The sequence below is a fragment of the Actinoplanes missouriensis 431 genome, assembly GCF_000284295.1.
Classification (GTDB): Bacteria; Actinomycetota; Actinomycetes; order Mycobacteriales; family Micromonosporaceae; genus Actinoplanes; species Actinoplanes missouriensis.
This window is the reverse complement of sequence record NC_017093.1, coordinates 5,032,046-5,055,401: the sequence shown is the minus strand read 5'-3', so window position 1 is coordinate 5,055,401 and position 23,356 is coordinate 5,032,046. Positions and strand designations below refer to the sequence as shown.

At 71.0% G+C, this 23,356-nt stretch carries 17 protein-coding genes; 11 read left to right on the top strand and 6 right to left on the bottom strand.

Features of this window, described 5'->3' with window-relative positions; translation table 11 throughout:
- Positions 1–74 precede the first annotated feature (74 nt).
- Both AMIS_RS23675 and AMIS_RS23670 read left to right on the top strand, forming a co-directional pair.
- The gene (locus tag AMIS_RS23675) at positions 75–2,378 is read left to right on the top strand and encodes a putative bifunctional diguanylate cyclase/phosphodiesterase (RefSeq protein WP_157435020.1); all 2,304 of its coding nucleotides are present in this window, start codon (positions 75–77) and stop codon (positions 2,376–2,378) included.
- A gap of 5 nt (positions 2,379–2,383) precedes the next feature.
- Positions 2,384–3,727 carry an MFS transporter gene (locus tag AMIS_RS23670; protein WP_014444927.1) on the top strand — a complete coding sequence of 448 codons (1,344 nt, stop codon included), beginning with the start codon at positions 2,384–2,386 and terminating at the stop codon, positions 3,725–3,727.
- A 450-nt stretch (positions 3,728–4,177) separates the two neighbouring features.
- Here the strand turns inward: AMIS_RS23670 and gndA are convergent, their stop codons facing one another.
- The gene (gene gndA, locus AMIS_RS23665) at positions 4,178–5,617 is read right to left on the bottom strand and encodes an NADP-dependent phosphogluconate dehydrogenase (protein WP_041830012.1); all 1,440 of its coding nucleotides are present in this window, start codon (positions 5,615–5,617) and stop codon (positions 4,178–4,180) included.
- A gap of 138 nt (positions 5,618–5,755) precedes the next feature.
- Between gndA and AMIS_RS40780 the strand changes: the two genes are divergently transcribed.
- Positions 5,756–7,162 carry a GGDEF domain-containing protein gene (locus AMIS_RS40780; protein WP_172666618.1) on the top strand — a complete coding sequence of 469 codons (1,407 nt, stop codon included), beginning with the start codon at positions 5,756–5,758 and terminating at the stop codon, positions 7,160–7,162.
- 103 nt (positions 7,163–7,265) lie between these two features.
- Complete coding sequence (locus AMIS_RS23655; RefSeq protein WP_014444924.1) at positions 7,266–7,580, top strand: type II toxin-antitoxin system PemK/MazF family toxin; 315 nt, start codon at positions 7,266–7,268, stop codon at positions 7,578–7,580.
- A gap of 10 nt (positions 7,581–7,590) precedes the next feature.
- On the opposite strand, the gene AMIS_RS23650 is transcribed toward AMIS_RS23655, so the two are convergent.
- The gene (locus tag AMIS_RS23650; protein ID WP_157435018.1) at positions 7,591–7,899 is read right to left on the bottom strand and encodes a hypothetical protein; all 309 of its coding nucleotides are present in this window, start codon (positions 7,897–7,899) and stop codon (positions 7,591–7,593) included.
- Between the two features lie 376 nt (positions 7,900–8,275).
- Between AMIS_RS23650 and AMIS_RS23645 the strand changes: the two genes are divergently transcribed.
- From AMIS_RS23645 to AMIS_RS23630, 4 genes are all read left to right on the top strand, one after another.
- On the top strand, positions 8,276–9,565 hold the full coding sequence (locus AMIS_RS23645) for a PP2C family protein-serine/threonine phosphatase (protein WP_014444922.1): 1,290 nt from the start codon (positions 8,276–8,278) through the stop codon (positions 9,563–9,565).
- Positions 9,566–9,593: 28 nt separating this feature from the next.
- Positions 9,594–10,862, top strand: a complete 1,269-nt coding sequence (locus AMIS_RS23640) for an erythromycin esterase family protein (protein ID WP_014444921.1) — start codon at positions 9,594–9,596, stop codon at positions 10,860–10,862.
- 193 nt (positions 10,863–11,055) lie between these two features.
- Positions 11,056–12,159 carry an alpha/beta fold hydrolase gene (locus AMIS_RS23635; protein WP_014444920.1) on the top strand — a complete coding sequence of 368 codons (1,104 nt, stop codon included), beginning with the start codon at positions 11,056–11,058 and terminating at the stop codon, positions 12,157–12,159.
- Positions 12,160–12,343: 184 nt separating this feature from the next.
- Entirely contained in the window at positions 12,344–13,957 is a 1,614-nt protein-coding gene (locus tag AMIS_RS23630; protein ID WP_041830010.1) for a methyl-accepting chemotaxis protein, read from the top strand.
- Here the strand turns inward: AMIS_RS23630 and AMIS_RS23625 are convergent.
- On the bottom strand, positions 13,954–15,012 hold the full coding sequence (locus AMIS_RS23625) for a spore photoproduct lyase family protein (RefSeq protein ID WP_197537967.1): 1,059 nt from the start codon (positions 15,010–15,012) through the stop codon (positions 13,954–13,956). The genes AMIS_RS23630 and AMIS_RS23625 overlap by 4 nt on opposite strands.
- Before the next feature lie 14 nt (positions 15,013–15,026).
- Complete coding sequence (locus AMIS_RS23620) at positions 15,027–16,415, bottom strand: MFS transporter (RefSeq protein ID WP_014444917.1); 1,389 nt, start codon at positions 16,413–16,415, stop codon at positions 15,027–15,029.
- Positions 16,416–16,493: 78 nt separating this feature from the next.
- Between AMIS_RS23620 and glgX the strand changes: the two genes are divergently transcribed.
- Positions 16,494–18,602, top strand: a complete 2,109-nt coding sequence (gene glgX / locus AMIS_RS23615) for a glycogen debranching protein GlgX (RefSeq protein ID WP_014444916.1) — start codon at positions 16,494–16,496, stop codon at positions 18,600–18,602.
- Here the strand turns inward: glgX and AMIS_RS42915 are convergent.
- Positions 18,599–18,826, bottom strand: coding sequence for a VOC family protein (locus AMIS_RS42915; protein WP_014444915.1), 228 nt, complete (start codon positions 18,824–18,826; stop codon positions 18,599–18,601). The genes glgX and AMIS_RS42915 overlap by 4 nt on opposite strands.
- A complete protein-coding gene (locus tag AMIS_RS23610) occupies positions 18,799–19,161 on the bottom strand; it encodes a MerR family transcriptional regulator (protein WP_014444914.1) in 363 nt (120 codons plus the stop codon). The genes AMIS_RS42915 and AMIS_RS23610 overlap by 28 nt, the downstream gene beginning before the upstream one ends.
- A gap of 67 nt (positions 19,162–19,228) precedes the next feature.
- On the opposite strand from AMIS_RS23610, the gene AMIS_RS23605 reads away from it, so the two are divergent.
- Both AMIS_RS23605 and AMIS_RS23600 read left to right on the top strand, forming a co-directional pair.
- Positions 19,229–20,146 (top strand): aldo/keto reductase, encoded by a 918-nt coding sequence (locus AMIS_RS23605; RefSeq protein ID WP_014444913.1) that lies wholly within the window; start codon positions 19,229–19,231, stop codon positions 20,144–20,146.
- 268 nt (positions 20,147–20,414) lie between these two features.
- Positions 20,415–23,333, top strand: coding sequence for a M36 family metallopeptidase (locus AMIS_RS23600; protein WP_041830009.1), 2,919 nt, complete (start codon positions 20,415–20,417; stop codon positions 23,331–23,333).
- Positions 23,334–23,356 lie beyond the last annotated feature (23 nt).

Genomic DNA, 23,356 nt, shown 5'->3' with positions numbered 1-23,356 from the left:
AACTCAGGTCCGGCTGGTCCGCGCCGACTGGTTCTGTGTCAAGTCTGCCAGTCGGCGAGGAGCAGTCGGAGACCGTGAGCGCACCCGAAAGGCAGCGAGCCGGAGGGCTGGCTCCGGTGGTGACGGCCGCAGGCGCCATCGTCGCGGTGCTGCTCTGGCTGCTGCTGCGCTCCGCGTCCGACGTGACGCTCGGCTACGCGGGCGGGCCGGTCGCGCTGGCCGCCGCGACGTACGCCAGCTGGCGGGTCGCCCGGCAGCCGCGGCTCGCCCGGGCGGTGCGCACGTTCTGGCGCCGTCTGGAGTACGCCTCGATCTTCCTGCTGGTCGCCTCCTGCGTCTCGCTCGCCCGGGCCAACAACAACACCGGGCTGTCGGTGCAGACCGCGGTGCCGATGCTGTGCGGGGTCCTGCTGCTGATGCAGGCGTTCCTCGGGCTGCCCGGGCCGCGGCGCACCGCCGTGGGCTGGCTGCGCGCCCTCCTGGACGCCGCGACGGTCGCCGTGGCCAGCGCGCTGATCTTCTGGTACGCGGTGCTCGACCTGGCACCTGCGGGGACGTCGCTGGTCGCCCGTACCGCCGCGGCGATCGTCGGCGTCGGTGGCGTGCTGCTCCTCGTGATGATCGGCAAGGCCACGTCCCGGCCGGAGACCATGGTCGAGCCGATGGCGCTGCGGGTGCTCACCGTCGCGCCGATCGCCGCGATCGCCGGCACCATCCTGCTGATCGCCGGGGCGGACTGGAGCCGGCTGGCGCTGTCCGTGCTGGCCCTGCCGCTGGTCGGGGCCGCCGTCTGCGGCGGCGCGGCGCTGCAGCGGCGCTCGCTCGCCGGCGAGCCGCGGCCGGTCCTCACGCACCGCTCGCTCTTCAACCTGCTGCCGTTCCTCGCGGTCACCGCGACGGCCGGCCTGGTCGTCACGGTCAGCGCCCAGGAGATGACCAACCGGCAGCGTACGGTGATCATCGGCGCCGTGCTGATCGCCGGTTTCGTGGTCGCCCGCCAGTTGCTCAGCCTGCACGAGAACACCATCGCGCTGCGCGGGATCCGCCGCCAGCAGGCCGAGCTGGAACGGCTCGCGCTGACCGACTCGCTCACCGGCCTGCCCAACCGCGCCCGGTTCGGCGTGGTGCTCGGCAGCCGGCTGGACTCCTGCCTGCCGGCCACCGCGCTGCTGATCGACGTCGACGACTTCAAGATGATCAATGACACGCTCGGCCCCGCCGCCGGCGACCAGCTGCTCCACCAGGTCGCCATGCGGCTGCGCGACCGGAGCGCGGAGAGCGAGCTGGTGGCCCGGCTCGGCGGCGACGAGTTCGCCGTGATGCTGCCGGTCGACGACCCGCGAACCGCCGAGGAGGCCGCCGGGCGGCTGCTGCGCGCCCTCGCCGACCCGTTCGACTTCGGTGACCAGAACCTGCTGCTGCACGCCAGCGCCGGCATCGCGATCGCCGGGCACGGCGAGACCGCCGACGAGGTCCTGCGCAACGCCGACATCGCGATGTACGCGGCCAAGGAGTCCGGCAAGGCGTCCTGGACCCGGTTCGAGCCGCAGATGCGGCAGGACATGGTCAGCCACGCGCTGCTCGCCAGCGAGCTGCGCACCGCCATCCTCCGCGGCGAGCTGCGCCTGCTCTACCAGCCCGTGTACGACCTGGTCACCGGCCGTCTCGCCGGCGCCGAGGCCCTGGTCCGCTGGCAGCACCCGCAGCGCGGCTTCGTCTCACCCGCCGAGTTCATCCCGGTCGCCGAGCGGTCCGGGCTGATCGTGCCACTCGGCACGTGGGTGCTGCGCGAGGCCTGCGAGCAGCTCGCCCGCTGGCGCGACGAGCACGGCGACGGCGCGATCGAGGCGGTCAACGTCAACGTCGCGGTACGGCAACTGCGCGAGGCGGGCTTCGTCGACGAGGTCGCCGCCGTCCTCAGCGACACCGGCCTGACCCCGGTCAACCTGATCCTCGAGGTCACCGAGTCGTCGGTGGTCGACGGCTGGCAGGTCCGGGCCACCCTGGAGGCGCTGCACGAGATGGGTGTGCGGCTCGCGCTCGACGACTTCGGCACCGGCCAGTCGTCGCTGAGCCTGCTCCGCGCGTTCCCGGTCGACGTGCTCAAGCTCGACAAGTCGTTCGTCGACGGAATCGCCGACGGCGAGGACCGGGGACGCCTCGCGGTGGCCGGCGCGGTGGCGCAGCTCGCCGAGCATCTGCAGCTCAAGGCGGTGGCCGAGGGCATCGAGAGCCAGGCGCAGATGGACCGGCTGCGGGCCATGGGTTACCGGTACGGGCAGGGGTTCTTCATGGCGCGACCGTTGCCGGCCGCCGAGTGCGGCGCGCTGATGGCCGATTCTCGCTGGACTTCCACCACCGTTGAGGTCGTACCTTAACGGGCATGACCTCCATCCAGGGCCATGTGAAGACCTTCTACCAGATCCTCGCCAACACGCTGCTGGTGTCGGTCATGAACTTCACCGTCTGGTTCGCGGTGACCTTCTGGGTCTATCTGCAGACGAGGTCGGTCTTCGCCACCGGGATGATCTCGGGCATCTTCCTGCTGCTGACCGCGGCCACCGGCATCTGGTTCGGCAGCATCGTCGACGGGCACCGCAAGAAGGCCGCGCTGCAGGGCTCGGCGGCCGCGTCGCTGCTGTTCTACGCCGGCGCCTTCGCCGTCTACCTGGTCACCCCGGCGGATGATTTCCACGATCCGGCGAGCGTCGCGCTCTGGGCGCTGATCCTGCTGCTCATGTTCGGCGTGATCGCCGGCAACATCCGGACCATCGCCACGCCCACCCTCGTCACCCTGCTCATCGAGGAGGACACCCGGGACCGCGCCAACGGCCTGGTCGGCACGGTCACCGGCACGACGTTCCTGACCACGTCCGTGATCAGCGGCGTGCTGGTGGCCTTCGACGGGATGCGCTCGGTGATCATCCTGGCGATGGCGGCGCTCGGCCTGGCGATCCTGCACCTGTCGTTCGTGACGATCCCGGAGCGGGAGGTTCCGCACGGGGACACCCCTTCGGTGGGAGGCGTCGACATCCGCGGCACCCTGCGGATCATCGCGGGCGTGCCCGGGCTGACCGCGCTGATCCTGTTCAGCATGTTCAACAACTTCCTCGGCGGCGTCTTCATGGCCCTGGCCGACGCCTACGGGTTGTCCCTGGTGTCGGTGCAGGCCTGGGGACTGCTCTGGGGCGTCCTCAGCACCGGCATGATCGTCGGCGGCATCGTGGTGTCCCGGACCGGTCTCGGCCGTCAGCCGGTGCGCCTCCTGCTGCTGATCAACGTGGCGCTCTGGGCGATCATCATCGTCTTCCCGCTGCGGGCGTCGATCTGGTGGCTGGCCGTCGGGTTCTACCTGTACATGCTGCTCATGCCGTATGCCGAAGCCGCCGAGCAGACGATCCTGCAGAAGGTGGTGCCCTACGAGCGGCAGGGCCGGGTGTTCGGGCTGGCACAGAGCGCGGAGCAGGCGGCGTCGCCGCTGACCGCGTTCCTGATCTCGCCGATCACGCAGTTCGTGTTCATCCCGTTCATGGTCGACGGGTGGGGCGCCCGGGAGCTCGGCTCGTGGTTCGGGACCGGGGCGGACCGGGGGATCGCGCTGGTCTTCGTCCTGACCGGCGTCATCGGGGTGATCGCCACGGCGCTGGCGCTGATGAGCAGGCCCTACCGGCGGCTGAACGCCCGGACGGCCCGCGCCCCGGCCGAGCCGGAGGCGGCGGCGCTCTGAGCCGGGGCGTGGCGGTGCTCTGAGCCGGGGCGTGGCGGCGGTCCGTGCCGGGCGTCGCCACGCCCCGTGCCGTGCCGTGCCGTGCCGTGGGCGTTGCGGCGGCCGGCGCCGTGGCGTGGTGGCGGTCCGAGCCGTAGCCGGCGCAGGTTTCCGGTTCGCGAGCCGTAGCCGACGCAGGTTTGCCGTCCCCGAGCCGTAGCCCAGCGCGGTGATCAAGCGGTGTTTGCCCGCGTGGCCTACGGCTCGGCGTGGCGAGCCGTAGCCGGCGCTGGTCATCCGGCCGTTTTACCTGCGTGGGCTACGGCTCGGATCCGCGCCCGCCACGACACCGCCCCGCCACCACAGCGCCGCCGCGCCACCACAGCGCCGCCGCGCCACCACGACGTCGCCGCGCCCACGACGACACCGCCCCGCCGACCGGACCGGGCGGCGGGGCGGGCGGGAAACCGATCAGGCGTCGATCTCGCGACGGTCGTCGGTCGCCCAGAGGGTGTGGAACGAGCCCGGCTTGTCCACCCGGTGGTAGGTGTGCGCCCCGAAGAAGTCCCGCTGTCCCTGGATCAGCGCCGCCGGCAGCCGCTTGGCGCGCAGCCCGTCGTAGTACGCCAGCGCCGACGAGAAGCCCGGCGCCGGGATGCCCTGCTGCGCCGCGGTGACGACGACGCGCCGCCAGGCGTCCTGCGCGCCGGCGACGGCGTCCAGGAAGTAGTCGTCGACGAGCAGTGTCGGCAGGGACGGGTTCTTGTCGTACGCCTGCTTGATGAAGTCCAGGAACTTGGCCCGGATGATGCAGCCGGCCCGCCAGATCTTGGCCATCGCGCCCGGGTCGATGTCCCAGCCGTACTCGGTGCTGGCGGCCTGGATCTGCTGGAAGCCCTGCGCATAGGCCACGATCTTGGAGGCGAACAGGGCCTGCTCGACGTCCGCGACCAGGTCGCCGTTGTGCACGCCGGAGTTCGCGGCCGGGCCGGGCAGGTTCGCCGCCGCCGCGGCGTCACGCACGTCGGCGCCGCCGGAGAGAGCGCGGGCGAAGACCGACTCGGCGATGCCGGAGACCGGGACACCGAGATCAAGAGCCGCCTGTACGGTCCAGCGCCCGGTCCCCTTCTGCTCCGCCCGGTCGAGCACCACGTCGACGAACGGCTGCCCGGTCGACGCGTCGGTCTGCTTCAGCACCTCAGCGGTGATCTCGATGAGGTACGAGCCGAGCCGCCCCGAGTTCCAGTCACCGAAGACCTGCGCGATCTCGGCCGGGGTGTGCCCGCCGACCTGACGCAGCAGGTCGTACGCCTCGGCGATGAGCTGCATGTCGGCGTACTCGATGCCGTTGTGCACCATCTTGACGAAGTGGCCGGCGCCGTCCGGGCCGACGTGCACGCAGCACGGCTCGCCGTCGACCTTCGCCGAGATGTCCTCCAGCAGCGGGCCGAGCGCTTCGTAGGACTCCTTCGAGCCACCGGGCATGATGCTCGGGCCGTGCAGCGCGCCCTCCTCGCCGCCGGACACGCCGGTGCCGACGAAGTGCAGGCCGCGCTCCTTGAGGGCGGCCTCCCGGCGCCGGGTGTCCGCGAAGTGCGCGTTGCCGGCGTCGATCAGCATGTCGCCCTCTTCGAGCAGCGGGGCGAACTCGTCGATCACGGCGTCGGTGGCGGGACCGGCCTTCACCATGATCACGACGCGGCGGGGACGCTCCAGGCTCGCGACGAACTGCTCGGCGGTCTCGGCGGCCAGGAACGTGCCCTCATGGCCGAATTCCTCGACCAGTTCCTTGGTGCGCCCGTAGGACCGGTTGTGCACCGCCACGGTGTGACCGTGCCGGGCGAAGTTGCGAGCCAGGTTGCGGCCCATCACCGCCAGGCCGGTGACTCCGATCTGCGCCTTCTGCGACATCACTGCGTCCTTCCTCGAAACCCCGCGGTGTTACGGGTTCCCGCCGTCATTCTTACGGGTTCGGGCCGCCGGAGGTTCGATCGTGCCCACGTGTTGAGCAAGCTCAGGTCGCGACCCCGGTGACCGATGGATTGGCTCGTGACCCGTTTTCTCGGCGTGTCCGTCTACCTGGTGGTGGCGGGGACACTGACCGCAGCCATGCCGCTGGCGTCCCCTCCGGGGCGGCAGGTGGTGATGCTGCTCGTCTCGGTGCTCGCCGGCGTGGCGGTGCTGAGCGTCCTGCCGCGGGTGGCGGTGGCCGAGCGGGCCCCGTACCGATGGCTTGCCCTGGGTCTCGGCTGGCTGGTCGTGACCAATGTGGCGATCGTGGCCGCCGACGGGCCGCACAGCGCGGCCGGCGAGATCCTGGTGGCGGTCAGTCACGTCCATCTGCTGGTCGCCGCGGTGCTGCTGGTGCTGCGGCGCGGCCGCGACGACGTCGGCGGCCTGATCGACGCGAGCGTGGTGGCGATCGTGGTGGCCGCGCTGACCTGGACCGCGCTGCTGCAGCCCGCCCTGAACACGGCGCGGGTCGTGGTGGGCCGGCAGACCACGCTGCTGGCCACCGTGCTGCTGCTCGCCGGAGTGCTCGGCGCGATGCTCCGGCTCGTGGTGATCGCCCGGCGGCCGCCGCTGCCGCTGGCGCTGCTCGCCGTCGCGATGGTGTGCGACCTGGCCGGGGCGACCGCGGCGGCCACCGCGACCGGCACCATCACCGGGTCGTCCTCGGCCGGCCGCGAGATGCTCTTCGTCGTCACCTATCTGCTGGTCGGGCTGGCCGCGCTGATGCCCGGCGCGGAACGGCTGGCCCAGCCCGGACCGGCGCCCAAGGAACGTCCCTTCCGGATCCGGGTCATCTTCCTGACCTCGGCGGTCACCGTGGTGCCGCTGGTCGCCGCGGCCCGCGAGTTCCTCGGCGCGCGCGGTGACACCGCGCTGCTGACCGTCGGCAACCTGCTGATCGTGGTGCTCGTCGCGATCCGGGTGGCCCGGCTCGCCGATCAGCGCGAGATCGCCGAGGCCCGGATGCGCCACCAGGCCACTCACGACCTGCTGACCGGGTTGCCGAACCGGGCCGAGCTGTGGAACCGGCTGGACGCCGCGCTGGCCGCGGAACGCGCCAGCGGCCGCCCCGAGGTGGTGCTGCTCTTCTGCGACCTCAACGGGTTCAAGGCGGTCAACGACCGGCTCGGTCACCTGGCCGGGGACCGGCTGCTCACCGAGGTGGCGGCCCGGCTGCGGGCCGGCCTGCCGGAGGGCGACACGGTCGCCCGGTACGGCGGCGACGAGTTCGTCCTGCTCTCCCGCGGGCCGGGCGCCGCCGAGCGGCTGACCGGCCATGTCCGGGACGCGCTGACCGCGCCGGTCGCGATCTCCGGCGAGACGGTACGGGTGGGCGCCAGCGTCGGCACGGTCTGCTCCGACGGTCTGCTCGACGCGGACGAGCTGATCCGCCGCGCCGATCAGGCGATGTACCGCGACAAGGCAGCGCGCCGCGCGGCGTGACGCCGGGGCGCCGGGCGGCGGGGTGACGCGGGGCGAGATCGGGGCGGCGGTACGCTTCCAGCCATGCCGAGCCGGACGACGCCGCCCTCAGGGCGCCGCTGACGTGCGCCGCGGGGAGATCTGGACCATCGGTGACCGTTCCGACCTGCGATACCGCGTGCTCGTTCTCTCCGGGGACAGCTACAACGAGCGCTCCAGCGCCGCCCCGTTCTGCGCGCCGATCGTGCGTCAGCGCGGCGTCACCGAGCTCCCGCCGTACGCGGTGGCGCTGACCGAACAGGATCCGATCACCGGAGTCGTGGTGATCAACCGGATGCGCCGGCTCCCGGCGTCGACCGGCGCCGAGCGGATCGGCATGGTCACCGGCGCGAGCATGGCCCGTCTGGCCGAGGCGATGCGGTCGCTCTTCGAGCTCTGAGTGAGTGGGATCAAGCGTCGCCGTCGTCCACCCAGTCACCGCAGCGACGACACCGGTACGGCGGGTGCTCCTCCCTGTCGTGCTCGTAGTCCCCGGAGAAGCCGTGTCCGCAGTCGAGGCAGACCTCGTAGACCATGCACGGCTCCTGAGCCGGCACGGTGGGATGCGCCTTGAACGCCAGACGCACGTCCGGCTCCCTGCGGAGACGGTGCTGGTAATGGGTCTCTCTCTTCGCGCAGCGGCGGCAGTTGACCACGGTGATGCAGCGAGCGTCCTTCTTGGACTTCTTACCCCAGTCGTGAGCCTCCGCTGAATCCATCAGCCGGTTGCACCTGCCGCAGCGGGCTTCCCGCCGGCAGGGGCTCACGTCCACCAGGGTTGGCGTCGCGGTGTGCACACCGACCCGGCACAACCATCGCCACCGCACCGACCCGTTCCCGTGCGATTCCACGGCCGCACCACCTTCATCGTCGGAGACGACGGCACCGCACCGCCACGTGACCACGGTAGATCTCCGCGGCTCTCGTGGCCGCCCCGCGGCCGCCCGCGGTGACATCCGGATCCGGCGACGATGCTGCCCGAAAACCCGACGCCCGACCGGGTGACCCGCCGGACACGATGTCGCAGGCGGGAGCCCGGCCCGGATGATCGGAGGATGCGGCGCCGCCACGCCCTGGCGTAAGCAGGAGTCCAGAGTGGGTGGGAGGTCTCCGGTGGGCGGTCAGGCGTACGCGCAGGCGGTGAGCGCGCCCGGCCCGGACGCGTCGTCGGCGGCCCGGGTCCGCGTCGAGGAGCGCCTGGCCGGCATGGAGGAGCTCGGCAAACTCGGCTGGGGCGAGTGGGACCTGGTCAGCGGCGAGGTCTACTGGTCGCCGCAGATCTACCGGATCTACGAGCGGGACCCGGCGCTCGGCCCGCTCAGCCAGCAGGAGGCGGAGGAGGCCGCGGTCCCCGACGACCAGCCGCTGCGGCTCGCGGCGCTTGACGCGTTCCGCCGCGCGGAACGGGTCGATCTGATCAGCCGGGTGCGGATCGGCGGGCGGGTCAAGCACCTGCGTACGGTCGCCGACGCGGTCCGGGACGCCGACGGGCGGCCGCTGCGCATCCACGGCATCGTGCAGGACGTCACCGACCAGCAGACCAGGGCGGAACGGCTCGCCGCGGTCGAGCACGAGCTCGACGAGCAGCGCCGGACGTCGGCCGCCGAGCACGACCTCACCGCCCGGCTGCAGCGGATCATCCTGCCGATCCCGGAGGAGCCGATCGAGCTGCCCGGCCTCAAGGCGGCCGTGCGCTACCTGCCGGCCACCGAGGAGACCATGGTCGGCGGCGACTGGTACCACGCGGCGGCCGTGCGGGACGGCTCGGTGCTGCTCGCGGTGGGCGACGTCGCCGGGCACGGCACGCCGGCGGCCACCACGATGGCGCAGCTGCGGCACGCCCTGCGCGCGCTCACCGTGATCACCAGCGATCCGGGCGCGCTGCTCGGGCACCTCAACCAGCTCACCTGCGAGCTCGGCGCGCAGACCCCCGAGGTGGCCGCCACCGCGGTGATCGCCCGTTACGACCCGGCCCGGGGCGAGCTGGTCTGGGCGCAGGCCGGTCACCCGCCGCCGCTGCTCAACTCCGGCGGCCGCACTCGCCCGCTGATCCGCCCGCCCGGTCCGATGCTCGGCGTCGTCGACGGGGCGGCCTATCCCGAGGCGGTCACCGGTTTCCTGCCCGGCGACGTGCTGCTGCTCTACACCGACGGCCTGGTCGAGCATCGCGGGCAGAGCCTGGACACCGGCATGGACGCGGTGATGGCCACGGTCGACGAGGCGGTCCGGGCGTCGCCGGCGCGCCCGCTCGCCGAGCTGGTGGCACGGCTGCGCCGGGCCAACCCGGACGACGACACCTGTGTGCTGGCGGCACGCCCGCTGCCCCACCGGGCCCGGCGGCCCTGCCCGGACCGGATCGCCGGCCTGGCTAAGTCGGACGTATAGGGCGCATCGCCCGGGGTACCGGATCAGCATGATCCGGTACGGGGACGAGGTGGCGTCCATCGCCCGGCCGTTGCGCGACCCGGGGGATCTGGAGATCCTCCTGGATCGGGCGGCCGGCGCGCGGGTCGTCCAGATCGGCGAGGCCACCCACGGGACGCACGAGTTCTACACCTGGCGCGCGGCGCTGACCCGGCGGCTCATCGAGGAGCGCGGGTTCTCGTTCGTGGCGGTCGAGGGGGACTGGCCGGACTGCGATCGGGTGGACGGCGCGGTGCGGTGCGCGCCGGGCGCGCCGGAGGACCCGCGGGCCGCCCTGGTCCGGTACGACAGGTGGCCGACCTGGATGTGGGCGAACGAGGAGACCGTCGACTTCGCCCGCTGGCTGCGCGGCTTCAACGCGCGCAGGCCGCCGGACGACCGGGTCGGCTTCCACGGGCTCGACGTCTACTCGCTCTGGGAGTCGATGCACCAGATCCTCACCTGGCTGCGTGAGCACGACCCGGACCTGGTGCCCGCGGCGCTGGAGGCGTACAAGTGCTTCGAGCCGTTCGCCGAGGACCCCAACGCGTACGCCTGGTCCACCCAGTTCGTCTCGGCCGGCTGCCAGGAGAGCGTGGTCCGGATGCTGGCCGCGCTCCAGGACCGGGACTTCGGGGTGTGGCAGAACGCCGAGGTGGTGGCCGGTGCCGAGGGCTACTACCGGAGCATGGTGCAGGGCGGGCCGGAGGCCTGGAACATCCGGGACCGGCACATGGACCAGACCCTGGACCGGCTGCTCGACCGGTACGGCCCGCGCTCGAAAGCCGTCGTCTGGGCGCACAACACGCACGTCGGGGACGCCCGCGCCACGGATCAGTCCCGGTACGGGGAGGTCACCCTCGGGCAGCTCGCGCGGGAGCGCTTCGGTGACGACGAGGTCGTGCTGGTGGGCTGCGGAACGTACCGGGGAAGTGTGGTGGCCGGACCCGCCTGGGGTGCCCAGATGGAGGTGATGGGCGTGCCGCAGGCGCGGCCGGACTCCCTGGAGGACGTGCTGCACGCGGCGGCGCCGGCCTGCGGCCTGTTCGTCTTCCCCGCCGGGACCGACGGGCCGGATCTGCTCACGACCGTTCTTGCCCATCGGGCGATCGGCGTGGTCTACCAGCCGCACCGGGAACGCTGGGCCAATTACGTGCCCACGATCCTGGGCGGCCGCTACGACGCGTTCCTCTGGTTCGACGAGACGCACGCGCTGCGCCCGCTGCACACTCTGCGGGTCGACAGGCGCGAGCCGGAGACCTTCCCGAGCGGCGTCTGAAACGTTCTCCGTAAAGATCGGCTTAAATGGATCTTCGCTTTGGCGCAACCGGTGATTCCACATCGGATAGGTGGCTGAGTATCTGTGTACGTGAATACGGATTCGGCCGCCCGTGATCGGTTTTAGGCTGGGCGCTCGCGATCACAAATTCGCGTGTTCCGCGCGGTTCGCTCCAGGAGAGAACGGGGTCCACATGAAATCCGTGTCACACGTGCTGCTCGCGGCGCTCCTCGCCGCCGTCGGCACGGTCGCCGCGACCGCCCAGCCAGCGGCCGCGGCATCCCTGCCCGGCATCGTGCTGACCAGTTCGGCCGCCACCCTGCCGGCCGAACTGGCGCCGCTCGCCACCGGGCGCCGCATCCAATACGTCACCACCGGAGTGACCGGAAACGTCATCACCGCCACCGGTCTGATCCTGACTCCGAAAACCGGGAAGAACGGCAAGATCGTCGCGTGGGGGCACGGCACCACGGGCCTCGCCGACCAATGCGCGCCGTCCACCAATCAAGGCGTCTTCTGGGAGGAGGCGCGCATCGCGGTCGCCGAACTGCTCAGCCGCGGCTGGACCGTCACGGCGCCGGATTACCCCGGACTGGGTACGGCCCAGGCGCACCCGTACCTGATCGGCGCCAGCGCCGGACGGTCGCTGATCGACAGCGTCAAGGCGGCGCGCAACCTCGACGCGTCGCTCTCCCTCCAGTACGTCGTCGACGGTCACTCGCAGGGCGGGCAGGGCGCGCTCTTCGCGAGCCAGCTGGCGCCCTCCTACGACGGGACGCTGCAGCTGAAGGGCACGGCCAGCATCGCCCCGGTCTCCAACACCGAGCAGATCATCCCGGTCATCGCCGGAACCGAGGGACAGGGTTACCTGGTGATGGCCCTGTACGGGCTCGCGGCCGTGGACCCGACGTTCCACCCGTACTCGGTCCTGGCCGCCCCGGCCGAGGCGAAGACCGGCGTGCTGAGCACCGGATGCCTCTACGAGATCCTCGCGACGTACAAGAACTTCACCGCCGCGCAGCTCGTCACGAACGGGCAGGTGCCGGTCGCGGTGGTCAACAAGCTGGCCGCCTACGAGAACCCGGCCCAGACGGCACCGAGCGCGCCGGTGCTGATCGTGCACGGCACCGACGACGAGGCCGTCCCGTTCTTCCTCTCCACGGACTATCTGGTGCCCAAGATTCAGTCGTACGGGGTGCCCGTCACGTTCCTCGGCCTCCCGGACGCCGACCACGACGAGGCGGTCATCGAGTCCGCCGACTACGTGGCCGACTGGATCGCGGCCCGCTTCGCCTGACCCTCGTTCCTGCGCACCACCCGGAAAGCCCGGCGGCGATCCCGCCGGGCTCTTCCGTGCCGGTCCGGGGATGGTGAGCCGGGTGTGACGGGTGCGCACCGAGGAGAAGAGGGACCGCCCGTTCCCCGTCCTTTCGCGTCCGGAGTGGGCCGCGCAGTCCCCGGTGACGTCTTACGGTAGGGCGGTGAGCTCGGAGAACTCCGCCAAGCGCGGCTGGTCCCTCGCGGACCTCAGCGTGAAGGCCAAGATCCTCGGTGCGGTGGCGCTGGCGGCCCTCGTGGCGCTCGTCGTCGGCATCGGCGGTCTGGTCTCGCTCAGCGAGGTCAGCGACAAGGCGCAGCTGATCTACCAGAGCAACGTGGCGAGCATCAAGGCCGTCGGGCAGATCAAGGCGACCGTGCTGCAGGCCCGGTCGGACGTGGCGAACCAGGCGCTCTCGCCGGACCAGGCGTCGATCGCCAAGTTCACCGCGGCGTTCGAGACCGATCTGACGGCGTTCGGCGACGCGATGACCACCTATCGGAACAGCGATCCGAGCGGTGACCCGGACACGATCGCCGACCTGCAGAAGCAGTGGGACGCCTATGCCGAGGCCGCGCAGACGCAGCTGCTGCCGCTCGGCGCCAAGAGCCAGCTGGCCGCCTGGTCCAAGGTCCGGGACACGGTGACCATCCCGCTGTTGCAGAAGATCTATGCCGACCTGACGGAGCTGGACGCCGCCGAGACCGCCGACGCGGCCAAGAACGCCGAGTCGGCCAAGACCAGCTTCGAGACGAACCGGACGATCCAGATCGCCCTGCTCGTCGTCGGTCTCGCCGTGGCGCTGGCCCTGGCCACCTACGTCGCGATGCGGATCGTGAAGTCGATCGGCGCGGTGCAGCGGGTCTGCCAAGCCCTGGAGATCGGTGACCTCACCCAGCGTACCGGCCTGACCAGCAACGACGAGACCGGCAAGATGGGCCGGTCGCTGGACGCCGCGACCGCCTCGCTGCGCGACGCGATCGTCACGATCGAGGGGTCGGCCGCGTCGCTGGCCGGCGCGAGCGAGGAGATGACCAGCACGGCGGCGCAGATCGCGGCGTCGGCGCAGCAGGCCTCGGACCAGTCGGCCGCCGTCTCCAGCGCCGCCGAGGAGATCTCCCGCAGCGTGGACACGGTGTCGGCCGGTGGCGAGGAGATGGGCGCGTCGATCCGGGAGATCTCGCACAACGCGAGCGAGGCCGCGCAGGTCGCCGCGGAGGCGGTCGGGCTCGCCTCGGTCACCTCCAGCACCATGAACAAGCTGGGCGAGTCGTCCGCCGAGATCGGCAACGTGATCAAGACGATCACGGCGATCGCCGAGCAGACCAACCTGCTGGCCCTCAACGCGACGATCGAGGCGGCGCGGGCCGGCGAGATGGGCAAGGGCTTCGCCGTGGTCGCGAGCGAGGTCAAGGACCTGGCGCAGGAGACCGCGCGGGCCACCGAGGACATCTCCCGCCGGGTCGAGGCCATCCAGGTGGACACCGAGGGAGCGGTCGAGGCGATCGAGAAGATCTCCGTGGTGATCGCCCGGATCAGCGACTTCCAGACCACCATCGCGTCCGCTGTGGAGGAACAGACCGCGACCACGGCCGAGATGAACCGCAGCGTCTCCGAGGCGGCCAGCGGAACCGGCGACATCTCGCGCAGCATCACCGGCGTGGCACAGGCCGCCACCAGCACCAGTCAGGGCGTGGCCGAGACGCAGCAGGCGATCGCCGAGCTGGCCCGGATGTCGACCGACCTGAACACCCTGGTGTCGAGGTTCCGGGTCTAGAAGGCGTATCTGACCCGGAGGTAGGGGGTTCGCTCGGCGATCAGGTCGGTGAGCGCGCGGACGTAGGCGCCCTTCTCACCGGTGCGGTAACGGACGTTCAGATCGCCGTTCTGCGACCGTTTCACCTGCTGCAGGTCGGGGCGCCAGAGCAGGTCCTCGGCTTTCGGGTGCCAGCCCAGATTGACCTCGTGCAGCCCGCGGTTGTGGGTGAGGAAGATGATCTCCGCGGCCAGCTGCTGTTTCGCCGCCGCGCCGATCCCGGCGTCCAGGTGGTCCAGCAGGTCCGCCCAGTCGGCCAGCCAGCCGTCGCGCACCACGACCGGGCTGAAATTGACGTGCACCTCGTAACCGGCGGCCACGAAATCGTCGATCGCGGCGATCCGCTCGGCGATGCCGCTGGTCCGGATGTCCAGCACTTTCGCGTCGGCCGGCGGCATCAGCGAGAACCGGATCCGGGTACGCCCGCGCGGGTCCCAGTCCAGCAGATCGCGGTTCACGTGCTTGGTGGCGAAACTGGCCTTCGCGGTGGGCAGGTCGCGAAACAGCGTGACCAGGTCCCGGACGTTGTCGCTGATCCGCGCGTCCAGCGCGCAATCCGAGTTCTCGCCGATGTCGTAGACCCAGCTGAGCGGGTCGCACTCGTTGGCGGAGGGCTTCACCCCCTGCTTCCGCACATGCCTTTCCAGGTACGCCGTGATCCGCTCGATGTTCGCGAAGACGGTGATCGGGTTGCTGTATCCCTTGTGCCGCGGGACGTAGCAGTAGGCGCAGGCCATCGCGCACCCGTTCGCCGTCGACGGCGCGATGAAGTCGGCGGACCGCCCGTTCGGCCGGGCGGTCATCGTCTTCTTCACCCCGAGGACCAGCGCCTCCCGCTTGATCCGCACCCAGCGCCGCACGTTGGTCTCGTCGCCGTAGAGCTCCGGGATCCGCTGGTGACTCTCCACCTCGACGATCGTGGCGTCCGGATGGCGGGCGAGCACCTCCTTGCCGCGGGGCAGCTCAGCCGCCGCCGGCTCGAGGTAGATGCGGCGGATGTCCAGGAGATCGCTCACGGGCCAATTGTCCGTCATGCCGGGACGCTTTCCGCGTACCCCCGGGATCGGGTGGTCTGGGCCCAGCGGCCCGTGCTGAAGCGACCGAGCGCCAGCACCGCCAGGCCCAGCCCGAAGAGGATCCACCAGCCGGCGTGCCCACCGGAGGCGGAACCGGCGGCGGCGGAGGCGACGACCGCGCCGATCACCGCCACGCCGAGGGCGCTGCCGACCTGGCGGCTGGTCGAGGCGATCGCGGCGGCCACGCCGGCCTGGGCGCGCGGCATGCCGGAGACGGCGGTGCTGGTGATCGGGGTGTTGACCATGCCGAAGCCGAAACCGAAGAGCAGGTAGCCGGCGAAGAGCTGCCAGACCGGTGAGTCCGGGCCGGCCATGGTCAGCGGGAGCATGCCGAGGGCCATCGCGGAACCGGCGATCGTCAGGGGCAGGCGGGTGCCGCGGGCGGCGACCAGGCGGCCGGAGAGCGGCGAGGCGATCACCGTCATCGCGGCCATCGGGAGCGTGTAGAGGCCGGCGTGCAGGGGCGACAGGCCGCGTTCGGACTGCAGGTAGAGGGTGTTGAGGAAGAGGAAGCCGCCGAGGGCGGCGAACGCGCAGACGGCGATCAGGGTGGCGCCGCTGAACGGGGCGCTGCGGAAGAAGGTCAGCTCGATCAGCGGTTCGGCGCGGCGGGGCTCCCACCAGAGCAGGCCGCCGAGGGCGGCGATCCCCAGCGCGAAGCATCCCAGGGTCTGCGCGGACGTCCAGCCCGCCGCCGGTCCTTCGATGATGGCGTACGTGATCGAGGCCAGCGTGGTCAGCACCAGAACCTGCCCGACCGGGTCGAGGCGGCGCGGGTGCCCGGCGCGCGACTCCGGGATGAACCGCCAGGCCAGCACGAAGGCCGCGATGCCGACCGGCACGTTGATCCAGAAGATCGACCGCCAGCCGAAGGAGTGCACGAGCGCGCCGCCGGCGAGCGGGCCGAGCGCCATGCTGAAACCGGTCACGGCGCCCCACACGCCGATCGCCTTGGCCCGCTCCCTCGGCTCGGTGAACGTGTTCGTGATGATCGACATCGCGACCGGGTTGAGCATCGAGCCGCCGACCGCCTGGACCATCCGGAACACGATCAGCGTCGGCAGGTTCGGCGCCACGCTGCACAGCAGCGACCCGAGCGTGAACAGCGCCAGGCCGATCTGGAACACCCGGCGCCGGCCCACCCGGTCGGCGGTCGAGCCGGCCAGGACCAGCAGGCTCGCCAGCACCAGGGTGTACGCGTCGATGGTCCACTGCAGGCCGGAGACGCTCGCCCCGAACTCGGTCCGGATGGCGGGCAGCGCGATGTTCACGATCGTGACGTCCAAGCTGATGATCAGCAGGCTCAGGCAGCAGATCGCGAGGATGAGGTAGCGGCGTGGCACTCCGGTAGTTCTACCCGCAGGATGTTGCTCACATCGGCGGTTGTTTTCCCCGCCACATTATTTGGGCAGTCTGTGCCCATGAAAATCTGGCCTGGCAACCCCTATCCGCTGGGTGCGACATATGACGGCGGCGGCACGAACTTCGCCATCTTCTCCGAGGCGGCGACCCGCGTGGAGCTCTGCCTCTTCGACGACGACGGCACCGAGACCCGGGTCGACCTGCCGGAACGGGAGGCGCTGGTCTGGCACGGGTACCTGCCGCGGGTCGTGCCGGGGCAGCGGTACGGCTACCGCGTGCACGGTCCCTACGACCCGTCGCGGGGGCTGCGGTGCAACCCGTCGAAGCTGCTCCTCGACCCGTACGCCAAGGCGATCGACGGCGATTTCCGGTGGGATCAGGCGCTGTTCTCGTACAACTTCGGCGACCCGAACTCCTACAACGACGCCGACTCGGCGCCGTTCGCCGCGAAGTCCGTGGTGATCAACCCGTTCTTCGACTGGGGCAACGACCGGCCACTGAAGATCCCGATGTGGGAGACGGTGATCTACGAGGCGCACGTCAAGGGCATGACGGTCCAGCATCCGGACATCCCGGCCGACGTGCAGGGGACGTACTCGGGCCTGGCCCATCCCGCGATGATCAAGTACCTGAAGAACCTCGGGGTGACGGCCGTCGAGCTGATGCCGGTGCACCAGTTCGTGCATGACAGCGGGCTGATCGAACGCGGTCTGACCAACTACTGGGGTTACAACACGATCGGATTCTTCGCGCCGCACAACGGGTACTCGTCGTTCGGCGGCAGCGGCGGGCAGGTCCAGGAGTTCAAGGCCATGGTGAAGGCGCTGCACGCGGCCGGCATGGAGGTCATCCTGGACGTGGTCTACAACCACACGGCGGAGGGCAACCACCTCGGTCCGACGCTGTCGTTCCGGGGCATCGACAATCCTGCCTACTACCGCCTGGTCGACCAGGACAAGTCGTATTACTACGACACCACGGGTACGGGCAACAGCCTCAACGTGCGCCACCACGAGTCCCTGCGACTGATCATGGACTCGCTGCGCTACTGGGTGACCGAGATGCACGTCGACGGCTTCCGGTTCGACCTGGCCGCCGCGCTGGCCCGCGAGTTCCACGAGGTGGACCGCCTGGCCGCCTTCTTCGACCTGGTCAACCAGGACCCGGTGGTCTCCCAGGTGAAGCTGATCGCCGAGCCGTGGGACGTCGGCGACGGCGGGTACCAGGTCGGCGGCTTCCCGCCCAACTGGACCGAGTGGAACGGCAAGTACCGCGACTCGGTGCGCGACTTCTGGCGCGGCGACCAGTGGAGTCTCGGCGAGTTCGCGTCCCGCTTCACCGGCAGCTCCGACCTCTACCAGGACGACGGCCGGCGGCCCATCGCGTCGATCAACTTCGTGACCGCGCACGACGGGTTCACGCTGCACGACCTGGTGTCGTACAACGAGAAGCACAACGACGAGAACGGCGAGGGCAACCGGGACGGGGAGAGCCACAACCGGTCCTGGAACTGCGGCGTCGAGGGCCCCACCGACGACGCCGACATCGTCACGCTGCGGGAGCGGCAGAAACGCAACTTCCTGGCCACGCTGCTGCTCAGCCAGGGCGTGCCGATGATCTCGCACGGTGACGAGCTGGGGCGTACCCAGCAGGGCAACAACAACGTCTACTGCCAGGACGGACCGCTCTCCTGGGTGGACTGGAAGGACTCCCGCAACTTCGACGTGCTGACCGGGTTCACCCGCCGGCTCCTCGAACTGCGCGCCGAGCACCCGATCTTCCGGCGCCGGCGGTTCTTCACCGGCGAGCCGGCCGGCGACTCCAAGCTGCCGGACATCGCCTGGCTGCGCCGCGACGGCGAGGTGATGACCGAGGCGGACTGGAACACCCGCAGCGGGATGACCATGACGGTGTTCCTCAACGGGCACGGGATCCCGGAACGGGACGCGCTCGGCGAGGAGATCAAGGACGATTCGTTCCTGCTGCTCTTCAACCCGCTGGACGAGGACGTGGCGTTCACGCTGCCGGGGCGCGACTACGGGCGTACGTGGGAGGTGGTGGCGAACACGGCGGACCCGCTGCTCGCCGGGCGGCGGCGGACGGCTCGCGCCGGCACCGACGTGAGCGTGATGCGGCACAGCCTCGCCATCCTGCGCTGCCGGTATTAAGCCTTCACGCAGAACACGTTGCCCTCCGGGTCGGCCAGCATGGTCAGCGCGCCCGGCGTCACCACGGTGGCGCCGAGCGCGCTGAGCCGGGCCACCACGGCGTCGGTGTCGCCCTCCAGGTCCTCGCCGAGCGCGGCCCAGTACCGGGCCGCGGCCGGGGCCTCGGGGAAGTCGGACGTGATGCTCTTGACAGACGTCAGTGTTCCGCTACCGACCGGTACCACGCGATCTTCTCCCGTACTCGTTCCTGTTCGCGCCGCAGCTGGGCGACCTTCTCGTCGATCTCGCGATCATGCTCCTCGAGCAGCGCGGTGCGCTGCCCCGCGGTCTCGTCGCCGCCCTCCAGGAGCTCGGCGAACCGCCGCAGGCGCGCGATCGGCATGCCGGAGTCCCGCAGGCAGCGCAGCAGACCGAGCCGGGAGAGGTCGTGCTCGGAGAAGACCCGGCGGCCGACGGAGTCGCGCTCGACCCCGGTCATCAGGCCGATCCTCTCGTAGTAGCGGATCGTGTCGATGCTGACCCCGATCCGTCCGGCGGCCTCGCCCGGTGTGTAGGGCATGTGCGAACCTCCCCGTGGTGCCTTTCGTCTTGACCTGGAGCGCGCTCCAGGCGTCAGGGTATCGGACATGACAATTGTTCTCGGGGCACTGGCGTTCGGCACCCGCATCGACGAGGCGCAATCATTCGACCTGCTCGACCAGTATCTCGACCTCGGCGGCGAATGGATCGACACCGCTGACAACTATGCTTTCTGGCTGCACCCGAGCCGGCTGGGCGGGCAGAGCGAGACGGTGATCGGTCGATGGCTGTCGAAGCGGCCCGGCGCCCGCGCGCGTGTCCGGATCAGCACCAAGGGCGGCGCGATGGGCTTTCCCGACAACGCGGACGGCCTGTCGGCGGGGGCGCTGACCGCCGCGTTCGCCGCCAGCCTGGAAAGGCTGCAGACGGATCGCGTCGACCTGTACTGGGCGCACATCGAGGACCGGTCGGTTCCGCTGCTGGAGACCGTGACGACGCTCGGCGGGTTCGTGGCGGACGGGCGGGCCGCGCGTCTCGGGGTGTCGAACCACCCGTCGTGGCGGGTGGCGCTGGCCCGTCACCTGGCGTCCGGCCACGGACTGACCGGGTACAGCGCGATCCAGCTGCGCTGGTCCTACCTGCAGCCGCTGCCCGGCGTCGGCCTGCCGCAGAGCGCCCACGTGCACGCCGGCCCGGAGACGTTCGACTTCCTGCGCGCCCACGAGGACGTCGAGCTCTGGGCCTACAACACCCTGCTCGACGGCGGTTACACCCGAGCCGACCGCCCGCTCCCGGACGCCTACGACCATCCGGGTACGGCCCGGCGCCTCGCCGTCCTCGACGAGGTGGCCGCCGAGACCGGCGCGACCCGTAACCAGGTCGTGCTCTCCTGGCTGTCCGGTGGGCCGCTGCCGATCCTGCCGATCGTCGGGATGACCACGGCGGCGCAGGTCACCGAGGCGATGGGCGCCCGGGACGTGGTACTCACCGCCGAGCAGCGCGCCCGCCTGGACCGGGCCGCCTGACCGAGACACCGCAGGAAGACGACGCCGGCCCAGCCGCGTTGATCCGGCACATGCCCCGGCCACGGCTCGCCGGCCTCGGCCGTAGCCGGCGCATGTCACGCGCCCGCTCAACCTGCTCGAGCGGGGCGTGGCGGCCGAGCGGCGAAGGCAACGCATCGATGCGCATGCAATTGATCGACTTCGATTGTGGATGTTCGGCCCATGTCGCGCGGGCCGTTCGACTGATCGGATGCAGTGGTCGGTAAAGGCCGTCCACAGAGGAGGTACCGTGCGCACACCATCCCGTGCGTCGGCAGCATCCACCACAGCATTGGTCGCAGCCACGCTCGTCGTGCTCGCTCCCGCGTCCGCGGGCAGCGCGGCGCCGGCCGAGCCAGCCCGGACCGCCCGGGTGCACGACCAGGATCACGACCATGAGCACACCGTCGACAATCGCAGCGGCCGGGTCGCCCCGACCGCGCAGCAGCGCCGCGACGCCGCCGATCTCGGTGCGGTGGCGCGCTGGAACACCCTCGGCACCCCGGCCGCGCTGACCGCCACCGCGGAGCCGCTGGCCTCCGGTCTGCCCGCGGAGCCGGTCGCGGCCGCCCGGGCGTACGTGTCAGCCAACCTCGACGTGCTGGGACTCACCGAGCGCGGAGCGGACGCCCTCGAGGTGCTCGCCGACGCGCCGCTCGGCGAGGGCGCCGTCGTGATCTTCCGGCAGCGCTTCGGTGACCTGGTCGCCGGTCGTGACGGCCTGCTCTCGGTGGGCCTGCGTGACGGCAAGGTCTGGCACGTGAGCTCGTCCCTGGCCCGGGACGCGGCAGCTCCCGCGCCCGCCACCCTGACCAAGGCCGACGCGGAGCGGATCGCCGCCCAGGACGCCGGTCTCTCCAGCCCGACCGTGCTCGCCACCGAGCTCGTCGCGGTGCCCACCCCAAAGCAGGGCGCCCGGGCCGCCTACCAGGTCACGCTCGGCGAGGACCTGACCGGCGCGGACCCGGCCGCGTTCACCACCTGGGTCGACGCCCGGGACGGCGCGGTCCTGGTCAGCGAGAGCATCGTCGACGCGGACAGCGACAACCCGGAGTGGGACGTCTTCCCGGACTCGCCGCGCACCAGTTACTCGTCGGCGGACACCCGCCGGACCTGGTGCCAGCAGCCGTCGCGGCGCTGTGACGAGGTCGTCGGCAACCGGGCGTCGCCGCTCGGCTGGGACGTCGACCCGGCCACCGACCAGCCGACGTTCACGACCCGCGGCAACAACGCGATCGCGGTGCACAACTGGAACTCCAGCGACCCGTTCACGGTCGGCACCGAGACCGCCACCCCGAGCCCCACGAGGGAGTACCAGTATCCCTGGACCAACCAGTGGTACGAGGAGAAGTGCGCGCCGACGGTGTTCGAGACGCCGGCCCGTAACGACATCGACGCGGCCCGGGCGAACCTGTTCGCCATGCACAACCGGATGCACGACTGGTCCTACCACCTCGGGTTCACCGAGGAGACCTGGAACATGCAGGCGGAGAACTTCACCGGCGCCGGCCTCGGCAACGACTACGAGCAGGGCAACGCGCAGGCCGGTGGCATCAGCGGCGGCCCGCCGGACTTCGCGGCCCGCAACAACGCCAACCAGATCACCCCGCCGGACGGCGAGGCCCCGATCACGAATATGTACCTGTGGCAGCCGGTCGCGGGCGCGTTCTACGGCGAGTGCGTCGACGGCGACTACGACATGTCGGTGATCGCCCACGAGTACACGCACGCCATCACCAACCGCATGATCGCCGGCCCGAACGCGGGTCTGAGCTCGCCGCAGGGCATGAGCGAGAGCTGGTCCGACCTGCTCGCCATCGAGTACCTGTACGAGCACGGCTACTCGAAGGACTACACGGTCGGCGAGTACGTGACGGGTGACGCCACGGCCGGTATCCGCAACTTCAACATGAGCCGCAGCCCGCTGAACTACAGCCACGTCGACTACGACTTCGTCGGGCTGCAGGTGCACGCGTCGGGCGAGGTGTGGAGCGCCACCAACTTCGACATCCGCACCGCGATGATGAAGCGGTACGGCGCCGGCAACGCGGCCCTGCAGAAGGCCTGCGCCAACGGCAAGGTCGCGGTCACCAAGTGCCCGGGCAACCGGCGCTGGATCCAGCTGGTGTTCGACTCGTTCCTGCTGCTGGCGAACAGCGCCAACAGCCAGGTCGACGCCCGTGACGCGCTGATCGCCGCGGACCAGCTGCGGTTCGGCGGCGCGAACCAGGACCTGATCTGGAACGCGTTCGCGAAGCGTGGCCTCGGTGAGGCGGCGCTGAGCAACGGCGCCGGCGACGCCGACCCGCGTCCCGGCTTCACCTCGCCGTACGCGAACGAGGCGACCGTGAGGTTCCGCCCGCTGGACGAGCACGGCAAGGTCGTGCCGGGCGCCAAGCTGTTCGTCGGCGACTACCAGGCCCGCGCGGTCCCGGTCGCCGACACCGACCCGGCCACCGCTCTGCCGGACACCGTCGACCTGGTCGCCGGCCGGTACTCGTTCATCGCCCAGGCGCCCGGTCACGGCGAGGCCCGGGTCCGGCCCACGGACTTCCGTTCCGGGCAGGACCGGACGCTGACCGTGAAACTGCCGACCAACCTGACCTCCGGCGCGAACGGCGCGACGGCGACCGGCGACGGCGTGAACCTGGCCGCGCTGATCGACGACACCGAGGCGACCAACTGGGCGTCGCTGAACGCCCCGGTGGCCGGCAAGGGTGTCACCGTCGACCTGGCCGGTGACCGGCAGCGGGTGAAGCGGGTGCAGGTCAGCGCGATGCTGCGCCCGGCCATCGCCACCGACGCGGACCCGCTGGCGCAGAGCCGGTACTCGGGGCTGCGCCAGTTCAAGGTCCTCGGCTGCACGGCGTCGGCGACGAACGACTGCGCGGACGCGGCCGACTTCCGGACCGTCTACGTCAGCAAGCGGGACGCTTTCCCGTCCGGCCAGCCCCGCCCGCGGGCCCCGGAGCTGATCGTCCGGGAGTTCGACATCCCGGACACGACCGCGACCCACCTGCGGATCGAGGTCGTCACCAACCAGTGCACGGGCGGCCCGGCGTACGCCGGTGAGCAGGACGCCGACCCGCGGGCCGCCACGGACTGCGCGACGGCCAGCCCGCAGGCGCAGAACGTGCGCATCGCCGAGTTCCAGGCGTACGCGCGATAACAGGAGAAAACCACCTGCCGGGG

What these genes read in the sequence shown, in the direction of transcription:
- AMIS_RS23670 (WP_014444927.1), top strand. Translation starts at nt 2,384, where the DNA reads ATGACCTCCATCCAGGGCCATGTGAAGACCTTCTACCAGATCCTCGCC.
- gndA (WP_041830012.1), bottom strand. Translation starts at nt 5,617, where the DNA reads ATGTCGCAGAAGGCGCAGATCGGAGTCACCGGCCTGGCGGTGATGGGC.
- AMIS_RS23650 (WP_157435018.1), bottom strand. Translation starts at nt 7,899, where the DNA reads ATGGATTCAGCGGAGGCTCACGACTGGGGTAAGAAGTCCAAGAAGGAC.
- AMIS_RS23640 (WP_014444921.1), top strand. Translation starts at nt 9,594, where the DNA reads ATGATCCGGTACGGGGACGAGGTGGCGTCCATCGCCCGGCCGTTGCGC.
- AMIS_RS23635 (WP_014444920.1), top strand. Translation starts at nt 11,056, where the DNA reads ATGAAATCCGTGTCACACGTGCTGCTCGCGGCGCTCCTCGCCGCCGTC.
- glgX (WP_014444916.1), top strand. Translation starts at nt 16,494, where the DNA reads ATGAAAATCTGGCCTGGCAACCCCTATCCGCTGGGTGCGACATATGAC.
- AMIS_RS23610 (WP_014444914.1), bottom strand. Translation starts at nt 19,161, where the DNA reads ATGCCCTACACACCGGGCGAGGCCGCCGGACGGATCGGGGTCAGCATC.
- AMIS_RS23605 (WP_014444913.1), top strand. Translation starts at nt 19,229, where the DNA reads ATGACAATTGTTCTCGGGGCACTGGCGTTCGGCACCCGCATCGACGAG.